The sequence below is a fragment of the Klebsiella sp. 141203 genome, assembly GCF_032601985.1.
GTDB lineage: Bacteria > Pseudomonadota > Gammaproteobacteria > Enterobacterales > Enterobacteriaceae > Klebsiella > Klebsiella aerogenes.
Window position 1 is genome coordinate 140,490 of sequence record NZ_JAQIRL010000004.1, and the last position, 13,189, is coordinate 153,678.

The following is a 13,189-nucleotide window of genomic DNA, read 5'->3' on the forward strand; positions in this document are numbered from 1 at the left end:
TCCCAATTAATTTTCTGCTAGCCAGCTATCAACCCGGGAACGGACTTGCCCGACTTTGACGCCATAAATAACCTGAACTTCATTACGATTGCGTACTACGCCATTTGCGCCAGTGCTTTTTAATATATCATCATCAACTAATGCCATATTATGAACGGCCACCCGCAGGCGTGTGAAACAGTTATCAACGGAGATAATATTGGCTTTACCGCCTAAGCCATTAATAATTTCATCCGTCATCGACTGCGGGCCGCTGACTTTTTTACGGTAGTCCGCCTTACTGTATAACTTGACGTTATCGTCATCCTCGCGGCCCGGCGTTTTCAGATTTAACTTCACGACCAACGTGCGGAATATCGCGTAATAAACGATAAATTGACCAATACCGATCAGCACGTACCCCGGCCAGCGGGTTAACGACACCGGCAGCGGTAGGTTGTAGATCAGAAACTCAATCAGACCGGAGGCGCCCCACGGCCGCACGGTGAAGATGTCGCAAATTGCCTGCGAAGCGGCGGTTAACGTCGCATGGATCACCCATAGCAGCGGCGAGACAAATAAGAAGGTGAACTCAATGGGTTCGGTGATGCCGGTCAGCATCGAGGTAATAATCGCCGGCAGTAGAATCGCCTTCGCCATCGCTTTCTTCTCCGGCTTCGCGGTGTGATAAAACGCCAGCGATGCGCCCGCCAGGCCAAAGATGGTGGTCATCCCCTGTTGCGAGAAACGTAATGCGTCGTTCATCACTGGCGTCAGATCGGGATGGCGCATATAGGCGAGGAAAATCGCCTGGGTGCCGGAGACGACCTGGCCATCGACATTCAGCGTGCCGCCGATTTGTGTGAGCTGGAAAGGCGACCACACGAAATGGTGTAAGCCGGTGGGAATAAGGAATTTTTCAAAGAAGCCGTAGACAAACACTCCCGCAACGCCGGCATTCTTCATAAACCCGGTCAGGGCGCTAATGCCGTGGGTCATAAACGGCCAAATCCAGGTAAAAGCAATGGCGTAGCAGATAATGACCGGCGTCATGGCGACCAGCGTCAGCTTCGCCCCGCCGTACATCGATAGCGCGCCGGGCAGCTCAATATTGGAGACTTTATTATGTACCCAGGCAATGGTGCAGCCAAGAATGATTCCGAGGAATACTCCCATATCGACGACCACAAAGCCTAATAGCTGCGTTTGCCCGGTACCGTAATATTCGCCGTTAATTTTTTTCGCCACCGCATGAGTATGTTCCAGCCATGAATGGTTGGCGCCGAGAAACATGATAAAACACATCACCGAGACAAGTGCGACCTCCGTTTTTTTATCTTTTGCCAGGCCGTAACTTATTCCCACGCAAAACAATAATCCAAGGTTGCCGAATAATGGCCAGAAGGTATCACCAAGCAGTTGCCCTAATTGATGAAGGAAACTGGTTTCAGCAATAAGAGTCGGGTTAGTTAAGACGGAACTGAGAGCCAGAATTAATCCAATGACCGGCAAGAACAATACTGCGCCGATCATGGCCCTGGAGAATTTTTGCATATTCTCCAGAATACGTTGACGTATTACAGACATGGTTGTTCCTTTTATTTTTGTAGGTACAGGGGAGCATTATTTTTATCAACTTCCAGTATTTTGGTTATAGCAACTCTGATATTTGAAAGGAACCTGTTGCGGGAAATAGGTACAAATAGCCGCTAATTGCATACAGGTTTCAGGACCCTCACCCCAACCCTCTCCCTTTTAGGGAGAGAGAGCGGTCAGAGCTGAGTTTTGCGGGGAGAGGGCAGGGAGAGGGGAACTTTACTGCGGCGCGGCGGGCGCGTTGCTAACCTCGCCGTTGCGCATCACCTGCGCCGCCTGCTGCTTATCCATATTGGTGGCGCTGAGCTGAGCATTAACGCTCGGTTTCAGCGGCGCATTGGCCTGCACGCTACCGTTCGCGGTTAGCTGGAAATTGCCGTCGCCGCTAATCGGCAGCGCAGGCCAGCCCCAGGCCTGCAGAATATTCAGCGGCACGCCGCGGCCGTTCAAGCTCAGATTGACCTGGCGCTGCGGCAATTGTGACACCGCGGCGGTCGCCTGCAGAATACCGCGCTCGGTAAAGGCGCTCAGCTCGCTGATGTTGACCGTAGAAGCGTTCGCGCTCAGCTTCAGCGACGGGCGGCGCACGTCGATGCGGTTGAAGGTCGCGGCGGCGGCATTGAGGGTGGCGCTGCCGTTCCACACGCCCCACTGGCCATCTTTCACCAGCTGTAATTCGCCGCCGTAACCGTCCAGCGCGGTGATCTGCCACGGGAAGGCTGGGTCGATATCGATAATCAGATTTCGGCTGGCGCTGAATTTCTTCAGCGTCAGGCTTTGCAGCCAGCCCGGCATCGGCTCCATCCACAGCTGTTTCCAGTTGGACGGTAGCGTATATTCCAGCCCGGCGAAGACGGCATCGTCGAGCACCAGCGCATTACCGGCGCGCAGCCAGTTGCCGGAGGTACGCACCATGCCGCCCTCCCAGCGGGAGCTGAACTGGCGTAGCGCAATGCCCTGCGGCGAGAATTCGGCATTAACGATGGGATCGAGGAAGTTCAGCGAACCGTAGATAAACTCGCTAGCGTTCATCGATAGCGTCCCGTCGTCGCTCTGCCAGCCGTTATGGCTCAAGGTCAGATTGCGCAAGTTGAGGTCGAGGTCGGTCACCGCCCAGCCTGGCCCCTGCAAACGAGCATCGGTCACATCCAGCCGGCCAATCTGCAGCGACGGCACCGAGGTGAGCGGCGTAAGGAACTCATCCAGCGGTTTGGCGCTCTGCAGACGAATTTCATTCAGGCGCAGGTTATCAACCAGCCAGCTACCGTCGGCGCGGCGTTTGGCGTTGCCGGTCAGCGTGCCGCGCGCGATATCGGCGCCAAGGGTGCTCAGGGTCACCTCGCCGTTATCAATCGCACCCTGGATCAGGACGTTGCTGGCTTCGACGCCGTTAAGATTCATCGAGCCCGCGCTCATCTGAATTTGCGCTTTTCTGCCCAGCACGTCGCCCGCTTCCGGCTGCCATGGCATCACGCCGCCGGTCACCCGCTGCGCGCTCAGGTTCCACTCGCTGTCCGGGCTGTTAAAGGCCATATCGCGTAGCTGCAGGCGGTCGGCGGCAAATGGCATTGCCGCGGAAGCCGGAGAGAGATTCAGCGTGCCGTCGCTGAGGACGATTTCATCAGCGTGCAGCGGGTCGCTGAACTGGCGGGTACTAAAACCGACATCCACCGTTCTGGCAACCAGCGTCGGCGGCTTGCCGTCGCGGCCAAAGGTGACATTTTGCAACTGCAGATGTAGCGGAGAAGAGAAGTCATGCGCCATCTTATCGAAGGCGATTTTCCAGCCGGTGCTTTCGCTTAACCAACTGCTCGCCTGGCGCGCCCCCCAGCGGGTCTGCAGCGCAAAGTAAGCGGCGACGATAACGACCAGCAGGGCGATCAGCAGCCAGAGAACCAGCTTTCCAAGAAATTTCATGATCTTCCATCCTGATAAGTACACATCACCGTGTTATGCACGATTTATGCGCAATCCTCAAGGCGGGAATAGTGAAATGAGATGAAGTGAGGTGAAGAGATGTTACAGCCGCCGCGCTCCCAGGTCGCCGTGGCGATACCGGGGAGCGCAACTTCTATGCGTTAGTTCTTCTCAGGCGGGAAGATTAAATTCAGAACAATCGCCGTGATACCGCCAGCGGCAATACCGGAAGAGAGCAGGTTTTTCAGCCAGTCCGGCGCGAATTGCAGGATTAGCGGCTGCTGCGATACGCCGAGGCCCACCGCCAGAGAGAGGGCGATAATCAGGATCGCGCGGCGATTCAGCGGCTCGCGGGAGACGATGCGCACGCCGGATGCGGCAATGGTACCGAACATCACCAGCGTCGCGCCGCCAAGTACCGGCTCAGGAATATGCTGCACAAAGCCGCTTACCGCCGGGAACAGGCCGAGCACAATCAGCATCAGCGCCACCACAAAGCCCACATAGCGGCTGGCGACGCCAGTCAGCTGGATCACGCCGTTGTTCTGGCCGAAGCAGGAGTTCGGGAAGGTATTGAAAACTGCGGAAACAAATGAGTTCAGGCCGTTCGCCAGTACGCCGCCTTTCAGACGTTTCATATACAGCGGGCCGGAGACCGGTTGCTCAGAAACGTCGGAGGTGGCGGTGATATCGCCGATCGTTTCCAGCGAGGTAATCATAAAGACCAGCATCAGCGGCAGCAGCAGGCTCCAGTCGATGCCCAGGCCGTAATAGAGCGGCGTAGGGATAGTGATCAGGCTGCTGTTGGTAGGCGCGGTGTTAGCCGGCAGCATATCGAGGAACCACGCCGCCAGATAACCGGCAGCCATCGCGATCACCAGCGAGGCGATGCGCAGGTACGGGTTGCGCTGGCGGTTGAGGATAATAATCAGCGCCAGCACGATGCCCGCCAACAGCAGGTTTTTCGGCGCGCCGAAGGTATGGTCGGCCATCGCCGCATAGCCGCCGCCGATAGAAGTCAGGCCAACCTGAATCAGCGACAGGCCGATAATCATCACCACCACGCCGGAGACCAGCGGCGTAATAATGCGGCGCGCCAGATGCAGAACCCGCGAGAGGACCATTTCGGTGCAGCTCGCCAGCATCAGGGTGCCGAACAGCGCGGCCATCATCGTCGGCACGTCGGCGCCGCCGGTTTTCAGCGCGGTGCCGCCCATAATCAGCGGGGCGACGAAGTTGAAGCTGGTGCCCTGGATGGAGAGCAGGCCGGAGCCTACAGGCCCCCAGGCTTTAATCTGGATAATGGATGCCACGCCGGAGGCGAACAGCGACATGCTGATGATGTGTTGCGTATCTTCGGCCGGGAGGCCGAGCGCCTGACAGATGAGCAGCGCCGGGGTGATGACCGCGACAAACATCGCCAGCAGGTGCTGGAATGCGGCAAACAGCGTTTGCGGAAGCGGCGGACGGTCTTCGAGGCGATAGATTAATTCGCTGGCTGGTTTATGCGCAACCGGTTGCGCATTTTCTGACTCTGCGGTCGTAACGGACATCACAAACAATCCCAAGGTGGCAAAGCGGGAATTTTATCGGACTGTAGACCAAAAGCAAACGTTTGCCACGATTTGGCGCAAAAAATATCCTCACTGAATAGATGTAACAAATTAATTAACATTTTGTATGCTTGATCGCATCAACGCTAATACAAAATATCTTTTTCTGTCATTTTTTGCGCGCTTCTGCTTAAAATCGCTCTCCAACTCCTCAAGATGAGAAGTAATCGACACCGGGAATACCGTCGCGTGTGAATGAATCATGCGCCCATAAGGAGCTCTTTTTATGTTGCATCTCGATACCTTATCGACGCTCGTTGCCGCAACCATGGTGTTGCTTTTAGGGCGAAAGCTCGTTCAGAACGTCCCATTCCTCAAAAAATATACCATTCCTGAACCCGTCGCCGGCGGCCTGCTGGTGGCGCTGGCGCTGCTGGTTTTGAAAAAAAGCATGGATATCGAAATCGATTTCGATATGAGCCTGAAGGACCCGCTGATGCTGGCATTCTTCGCCACTATCGGCCTTAACGCTAACCTTGCCAGCCTGCGGGCGGGCGGCAAAGTGCTTGGCACTTTCCTGATTGTGGTGGTGGGCCTGCTGCTGCTGCAGAACGCTCTCGGTATCGGCATGGCGAAGCTGCTGGGGCTGGATCCGCTGATGGGTCTGCTGGCCGGTTCTATCACACTTTCCGGCGGTCACGGCACCGGGGCGGCGTGGAGTAAATTGTTCGTTGAGCGCTACGGTTTTGCGAATGCCACCGAGGTCGCCATGGCTTGCGCAACCTTCGGCCTGGTGCTCGGCGGCCTAATCGGCGGGCCGGTGGCGCGTTATCTGGTGAAGCACTCTTCCTCGCCGGACGGTACGCCGGACGACCAGCTGGCGCCGACGGCGTTTGAGAAGCCGGATATGGGCCGTATGATCACCTCGCTGGTGCTGATTGAAAGTATTGCGTTAATCGCTATCTGCCTGACCGTAGGGAAGGTGGTTGCGCAACTGCTGGCGGGTACCGTGTTTGAATTACCGACCTTCGTCTGCGTGCTGTTTATCGGCGTGATCCTCAGCAACGGCCTGGCGCTGGCAGGGCTGTATCGCGTGTTTGATCGCGCGGTATCGGTACTCGGCAACGTCAGTCTGTCGCTGTTCCTCGCGATGGCGCTGATGAGTCTCAAGCTGTGGGAACTGGCGTCGCTGGCGCTGCCGATGATTATTATTCTGGCGGTACAGGCGGTGGCGATGGCGCTGTATGCGGTGTTTGTGACTTACCGGATGATGGGCAAGAACTATGATGCCGCCGTGCTGGCAGCCGGTCATTGCGGGTTCGGGCTTGGCGCGACGCCGACGGCGATTGCCAATATGCAGGCGATAACCGACCGTTTTGGCCCGTCGCATATGGCTTTCCTGGTGGTGCCGATGGTGGGGGCGTTCTTTATCGACATCGTCAACGCGCTGGTGATTAAGCTGTACCTGCTGTTGCCGATATTTGGCTGATAAAAAACCCGGAGGCGGTGCTGCGCACCTGTCCGGGCTACAAGATCGTGCTGTTTGGGGTTTTGTAGCCCGGCTAAGGCGTTTACGCCGCAAGCCGGGAATACCTCCACAATCTTACGCTTCGTCGTGCTCTTCCCACGCTAACGCGCGTTTCACCGCTTTCTTCCAGCCGCTGTAGCGGAAATTACGCTCGGTGGTTTCAATACCCGGGCGGAACTCACGTTCAATCACCGCTTTCTCCTGCAGCTCGTCGAGATTTTGCCAGAAGCCGACCGCCAGACCTGCCAGATAGGCGGCGCCTAGCGCCGTGACTTCACGCACTTCCGGGCGTTCCACGCGGGTGCCGAGAATATCGGACTGGAACTGCATCAGGAAGTTGTTGGCGACCGCGCCGCCGTCCACGCGCAGGGCGTGCAGACGGATACCGGAGTCGGCCTGCATCGCTTCCAGAACGTCACGCGTCTGATAGGCGATAGATTCCAGCGTGGCGCGGATAATATGGTTGGCGTTCACCCCGCGGGTCAGGCCGAAAATCGCGCCGCGCGCATACGGATCCCAGTACGGCGCGCCAAGACCGGTAAAGGCCGGCACCACATACACGCCGTTGGTGTCTTTCACCTTAGTGGCGAAGTATTCAGAATCGAAGGCATCGTTGATGAGTTTCATTTCATCACGCAGCCACTGAATCGACGCTCCGGCCATAAACACCGCGCCTTCCAGCGCGTAGTTCACTTCGCCGGTCGGGCCGCAGGCGATGGTGGTCAGCAGGCCGTGGGTTGAGGTCACCGCCTTTTCACCGGTGTTCATCAACATGAAGCAGCCGGTACCGTAGGTGTTTTTCGCCATCCCTTCTTTCACACACAGCTGGCCAAACAGCGCCGCCTGCTGGTCGCCGGCGATGCCGGAGATAGGAATACGGGTACCGCCTTTACCGCCGATGTTGGTCTGGCCGTACACTTCAGAAGACTTACGTACTTCCGGTAGCATGGCGCGCGGGATATCCAGCGCGTCGAGCATTTTGTCGTCCCAGTCCAGTTCATGGATGTTGAACAACATGGTACGCGAGGCGTTGGTGTAGTCGGTGACGTGCACGCGCCCCTGGGTCATTTTCCAGATAAGCCAGGTATCAACGGTACCGAACAGCAGCTCGCCGCGCTTGGCGCGCTCGCGGGCGCCTTCGACATGGTCAAGGATCCACTTCACTTTGGTACCGGAGAAGTACGGGTCCACCACCAGGCCGGTGGCTTTGCGGATGTACTCTTCCATGCCGTCGCGCTTGAGCTGCTCGCAAATATCCGCGGTGCGTCGGCACTGCCAGACGATAGCGTTGTAAATAGGCTTGCCGGTCTCACGCTCCCATACGATGGCGGTTTCACGCTGGTTGGTGATGCCGATGGCGGCAATTTCGTCGGAGTTGATATCGGCTTTTGCCAACACTTCGACCAGCGTAGAGCTCTGCGAGGCCCAAATCTCCATCGGGTCGTGCTCAACCCAGCCTGGCTTCGGATAAATTTGTTCGAATTCACGCTGTGACACGCTGACGATATTGGCGTCGTGATCCATCACGACGGCGCGGGAGCTGGTAGTGCCCTGGTCGAGCGCAACGATATATTTTTTCTCGGTCATAATTGGTGTCCCGTAGTCAGATTACAGCGAAGCTTTTTGTTGCGACGCGGAAGAAGCGGATTCTTTTTCTTCCTCGACGCAGGTGTCGCAAGGCAGATGGCGGCCAATGAATTTGCGGTAGCTGAATGCGCCCAGCGCCGCGCCGACCACCGGTGCGCACAGCGGCACCAGGAAATAAGGAATATCTTTGCCGCCGGTGAAGGCGACGTTGCCCCAGCCTGCCAGCCAGGCGAAGGCTTTCGGTCCGATATCACGCGCCGGGTTCATCGCGAAGCCGGTCAGCGGGCCCATGGAGGCGCCGATAACGGCAATCAGCAGGCCGATCAGCAGCGGCGCCAGCGGGCCGCGCGGCACGCCGTTGCCGTCGTCGGTCAGCGCTAAAATCACGCCCATCAGGATAGCGGTAATCACCATTTCTACCGCGAAGGCCTGCACAAAATTGATATGCGGGTTAGGGTAGGTCGAGAAGATACCGGCGAGCTCAAGGCTTTCCACGCTGCCGCGTACCATATTGTGGGTGTGTTCGAAATCGAAGAAAAGATTGTAATAAAGCCCGTAAACTAATGCCGCAGCGCAAAAGGCGCCAGCGAATTGCGAAATAATAAAAGGAACAACTTTGCGCCCATCAAAGCAGGCGAATAACCATAAGGCGATGGTGACCGCCGGATTAAGGTGCGCACCGGATACGCCCGCGGTCAGGTAGATAGCCATAGCCACCCCCAGACCCCAGATGATGCTGATTTCCCACTGACCGAAGCTGGCTCCTGCGACTTTGAGCGCAGCTACGCACCCAACGCCGAAAAAGATCAACAACCCGGTACCGAGAAACTCTGCGATGCACTGGCCTTTTAATGTTGATGTCTGGCTCATAATCGGATCCTGAAGCGAAGTGATTATTGTAAGTATGTTGGTCGTGGACGACCACGGTGCCTTGTAGGCATAGTGTTAATTTATCGTTAACGAGCATAAACGAGAAATATCGAAATTTAAATTTGTGTCCCTCGTCAAGAAAATGAGCGTTTTCGCGCCATAAACGCGTGTTGCGGCACATTTACCCACCTTTTTCTGCGTATTTTGTTATCTCATTGATTAACAATCGCCAGAGAAGTTCGGGGCAATTGCCGCGAACGCACCAGGTAAAGACTGAAAAGTGTTGCAAACCGCAATCTGCGCGGGTTGTCGCTGGACAGGTGAGGCGGGGATTCATACAATCGACGACAACACCGCTATTGTGCGCTAATTCGTTAAGGCGGGACCGCGTATACGAAACACGAGTTTCTATCAACGCCTTGCAAGATCAGGAGAGGTATGACGATGTCATTAGAAGTGTTTGAGAAATTAGAATCTAAAGTTCAGCAGGCGATTGATACCATCACTCTGTTGCAGATGGAAATCGAAGAGCTGAAAGAAAAGAACACCACGCTGGCGCAGGAAGTGCAGAGCGCGCAGCACGGTCGTGAAGAGCTGGAGCGTGAAAATAGCCAGCTGAGAGAACAACAGCAGGGCTGGCAGGATCGTCTGCAGGCGCTGCTGGGCCGCATGGAAGAAGTCTAATCGCTTCTCGCCCCTTCCCGTCCGGGAGGGGGTTTTCTTTATCCTCCGCTTTATATCTCCAGGTTATAGCCAATCTTTTTTTATTCTTTAATCATTGATTCGCTTTCTGGCACGCTTAGTTCATCACAACACGACATAAAGAGAGCGGTGCGATGAATAAGTGGGGCGTAGGGTTAACTCTGTTGCTGGCATCCGCCAGCGTGCTGGCAAAAGATTATCAGCTGTTAAACGTATCGTACGATCCGACGCGCGAGCTGTACGAACAGTATAATAAAGCGTTTAGCGCGCACTGGAAGCAGGAAACCGGCGATAACGTGGTGATTCGTCAGTCGCACGGCGGCTCCGGCAAACAGGCGACGTCGGTTATCAACGGGATTGAAGCAGATGTCGTCACCCTGGCGCTGGCCTACGACGTAGACGCCATTGCTGAACGTGGCCGTATCGATAAAAACTGGCTGAAGCGCCTGCCGGATAACTCCGCGCCGTATACCTCAACCATCGTGTTCCTCGTCCGTAAGGGCAACCCAAAACAGATCCATGACTGGAACGACCTGATTAAACCTGGCGTGTCGGTCATCACCCCGAACCCGAAAAGCTCCGGCGGCGCCCGCTGGAACTACCTGGCGGCATGGGGCTACGCCCTGCATCAGAATCACGGCGATCAAGCTAAAGCGCAGGAGTTCGTGAAGGCGCTGTATAAAAACGTGGAAGTGCTGGATTCCGGCGCGCGCGGTTCTACCAACACCTTCGTCGAACGCGGGATCGGCGATGTGCTGATTGCCTGGGAGAACGAAGCGCTGCTGGCGACGAAAGAGCTGGGCAAGGACAAGTTTGAAATCGTGACGCCGAGCGAGTCTATTCTGGCCGAGCCGACGGTTTCCGTCGTCGATAAAGTGGTGGATAAGAAAGGCACTCGTCAGGTGGCGGAAGCGTACCTGAAGTATCTCTACTCGCCGGAAGGCCAGGAGATTGCGGCGAAGAACTTCTATCGTCCGCGCGATCCTGATGTGGCGAAGAAATATGCCAACGAGTTCCCGAAATTGAAGCTGTTTACCATCGATCAGGAGTTCGGCGGCTGGACGAAAGCGCAGAAAGAGCACTTCTCTAACGGCTGCACCTTCGACCAGATTAGCCAGCGTTAATCCTCTTGGCCCTGCTTGCGCTACGCTTAGCAGGGCTACAGTTCTGCGCCATTTGGTATCCCGGGTAAGGCGACAGCCGCCACCCGGGGTAACTCCCCGCCCGCCATCTGTTTTTATTTAGTCATCAAATTACGTTACTCTTCCGGTTCAGGCTTAACAGGGAACAATAATGAGAAGAGTAAGATACCTTTTATGGGCGCTGCTGGTGGTTATTCTGGCGGCGCTGGCTGGCGGCTACTATTGGCTGCATTCCGGCAACCCGAACGCGTTACGTCATATTGTCCTGCAGCAGTGCGTACCCAATCAGCAGCAACATCAAAATCCGTCGCCGTGCGCGGAAGTGAACCTGAAAGGCGGCTACGTGTTGTTTAAAGATCGCAACGGCCCGCTGCAATATCTGCTGATGCCGACCTACCGTATTAACGGTACCGAAAGTCCGCTGCTGTTGGATCCGCTGACGCCGAATTTCTTCTGGCAGGCGTGGCAGGGGCGCGAAATTATGAGCCAGCGCCGCGGCGCGCCAATTGATGATAACGCGGTATCGCTGGCGATTAACTCGCGCAGCGGGCGCACGCAAAACCACTTCCATATTCATATCTCCTGCCTGCGTCCCGATGTCCGCGCGCAGTTAGATAATGATGCGGCGACAATTAGCAGCCGCTGGCTACCCTTGCCGGGCGGTCTGCAGGGCCATCAATATCTGGCGCGTCGGGTAACGGAAACCGAGCTGGCTCAGCGCAGCCCGTTCCTGATGCTGGCGGAAGAGGTACCGGAAGCGCGCGAACATATGGGGCGTTATGCGTTAGCGATGGCGCGTCAAAGCGACGGCTCGCTGGTGCTGTTGGCGACAGAACGTAACCTGCTGACTTTGAACCGTGCTTCGGCGGAAGAAATTCAGGATCATAGCTGCGCAATTCTTAACGCAAACCACTAGTTCTGGCGTTTACCTGTCTTTCCTGTCGTCGTATTCTTGCTGAAAAAAACGACAGGAGACAGGCATGTCGCTCTGGCTAACCCACCCGCTGTTCCTCCCTTCGCTGATCGTCGGCATCACCATTGTGCTCTGGGCGACTTCACTGTTACCGGAATTTATCACCGCGCTGCTGTTCTTCGCGGCGGCGATGATGACCAAAATCGCTCCGCCGGAGGTGATCTTCGGCGGTTTTGCTTCCTCGGCGTTCTGGCTAGTATTCAGCGGCTTTGTGTTGGGGATCGCCATCCGTAAGACCGGACTGGCGGATAGAGCGGCGCAGGCGCTATCGGCGCGGCTCACCGACTCCTGGCCGCGGATGGTCGGCAGCGTCGTATTACTGAGTTATGCGTTGGCGTTCGTGATGCCGTCAAACATGGGGCGCATCGCGCTGTTGATGCCGATCGTGGCGGCGATGGCCCGGCGCGCGGGGATCGCCGACGGCACGCGCGGCTGGTACGGCCTGGCGCTGGCGGTGGGCTTTGGCACCTTCCAGCTTTCTGCGACCATTTTGCCCGCTAACGTGCCGAATCTGGTGATGAGCGGGGCGGCGGAAGGCTCTTACGGGATCCATCTGAATTACGTTCCCTATTTACTGCTGCATACGCCGGTGCTTGGCTGGCTGAAAGGGGCGGTGCTGGTGGCGTTGATCTGCTGGCTGTTTCCCGGCAAGCCGCATCCGCCGCGCGAGCTGGCGTCGCTGGCGCCAATGAGCCGCGATGAAAAGCGTCTGGCGTGGCTACTGGCGGTGGTGTTGACGTTATGGGTGACAGAGAGCTGGCACGGCGTCGGCCCGGCGTGGACCGGCCTGGCGGCAGCGGTGGTCACGCTGCTGCCGCGAGTGGGATTTATCAGCGGCGAGGAGTTCGCCAGCGGGGTGAATATGCGCACCTGCATTTATGTTGCCGGCATTTTGGGACTGGCGATTACCGTGACCCAAACCGGGATTGGCGGCGCGGTGGGTAACGCGCTGCTGCAGGTGATGCCGCTGGATAAAGATAATCCGTTCACCAGCTTCCTGGCGCTGACCGGAATTACCAGCGCGCTGAACTTTATTATGACCGCTAACGGCGTCCCGGCGCTGTATACGACTTTTGCGCAGAGCTTTGCCGACGCGACCGGCTTTCCGCTGCTGAGCGTGATTATGATTCAGGTGCTGGGTTATTCCACGCCGCTGCTGCCGTACCAGGCGTCGCCGATCGTGGTGGCGATGGGATTAGGTAAAGTCCCGGCGAGAGCGGGGATGTTGCTATGTCTGGCGCTGGCGGCGGTGAGCTATTTGATTTTGCTGCCGTTGGATTACGCGTGGTATCAGCTATTGGGGAAATTGTAGCGATAATATAAAACCCGGCTCGCGCTGCGC

10 protein-coding genes are annotated in these 13,189 nt (G+C 56.7%); 5 read left to right on the forward strand and 5 right to left on the reverse strand.

Annotated features, from left to right (window positions below; genetic code table 11):
• Positions 1–6 precede the first annotated feature (6 nt).
• From PGR29_RS17150 to PGR29_RS17160, 3 genes are all read right to left on the reverse strand, one after another.
• Positions 7–1,566 (reverse strand): PTS transporter subunit EIIC, encoded by a 1,560-nt coding sequence (locus PGR29_RS17150; protein ID WP_316425009.1) that lies wholly within the window; start codon positions 1,564–1,566, stop codon positions 7–9.
• Between the two features lie 228 nt (positions 1,567–1,794).
• Positions 1,795–3,492 (reverse strand): AsmA family protein, encoded by a 1,698-nt coding sequence (locus PGR29_RS17155; RefSeq protein WP_316425010.1) that lies wholly within the window; start codon positions 3,490–3,492, stop codon positions 1,795–1,797.
• A 161-nt stretch (positions 3,493–3,653) separates the two neighbouring features.
• A complete protein-coding gene (locus PGR29_RS17160; RefSeq protein ID WP_015369129.1) occupies positions 3,654–5,045 on the reverse strand; it encodes a nucleobase:cation symporter-2 family protein in 1,392 nt (463 codons plus the stop codon).
• Between the two features lie 286 nt (positions 5,046–5,331).
• On the opposite strand from PGR29_RS17160, the gene gltS reads away from it, so the two are divergent.
• A complete protein-coding gene (gltS, locus tag PGR29_RS17165; RefSeq protein WP_015703819.1) occupies positions 5,332–6,534 on the forward strand; it encodes a sodium/glutamate symporter in 1,203 nt (400 codons plus the stop codon).
• 114 nt (positions 6,535–6,648) lie between these two features.
• Here gltS and glpK read toward each other — a convergent pair whose 3' ends face one another.
• Together glpK and PGR29_RS17175 are read right to left on the reverse strand one after the other, a co-directional pair.
• Positions 6,649–8,160, reverse strand: a complete 1,512-nt coding sequence (gene glpK, locus PGR29_RS17170) for a glycerol kinase GlpK (protein WP_015369131.1) — start codon at positions 8,158–8,160, stop codon at positions 6,649–6,651.
• A gap of 21 nt (positions 8,161–8,181) precedes the next feature.
• The gene (locus PGR29_RS17175; RefSeq protein ID WP_015369132.1) at positions 8,182–9,030 is read right to left on the reverse strand and encodes an MIP/aquaporin family protein; all 849 of its coding nucleotides are present in this window, start codon (positions 9,028–9,030) and stop codon (positions 8,182–8,184) included.
• 438 nt (positions 9,031–9,468) lie between these two features.
• Between PGR29_RS17175 and zapB the strand changes: the two genes are divergently transcribed.
• The 4 genes from zapB to PGR29_RS17195 all read left to right on the forward strand — a co-directional run bounded on the left by zapB (position 9,469) and on the right by PGR29_RS17195 (position 13,159).
• On the forward strand, positions 9,469–9,714 hold the full coding sequence (zapB, locus tag PGR29_RS17180; RefSeq protein WP_020077673.1) for a septal ring assembly protein ZapB: 246 nt from the start codon (positions 9,469–9,471) through the stop codon (positions 9,712–9,714).
• 152 nt (positions 9,715–9,866) lie between these two features.
• Entirely contained in the window at positions 9,867–10,856 is a 990-nt protein-coding gene (locus PGR29_RS17185) for a sulfate ABC transporter substrate-binding protein (RefSeq protein ID WP_316425011.1), read from the forward strand.
• A gap of 169 nt (positions 10,857–11,025) precedes the next feature.
• On the forward strand, positions 11,026–11,790 hold the full coding sequence (locus PGR29_RS17190; protein WP_316425012.1) for a CDP-diacylglycerol diphosphatase: 765 nt from the start codon (positions 11,026–11,028) through the stop codon (positions 11,788–11,790).
• A gap of 64 nt (positions 11,791–11,854) precedes the next feature.
• The gene (locus tag PGR29_RS17195; RefSeq protein ID WP_087858923.1) at positions 11,855–13,159 is read left to right on the forward strand and encodes an SLC13 family permease; all 1,305 of its coding nucleotides are present in this window, start codon (positions 11,855–11,857) and stop codon (positions 13,157–13,159) included.
• The last annotated feature ends 30 nt before the right edge of the window (positions 13,160–13,189 follow it).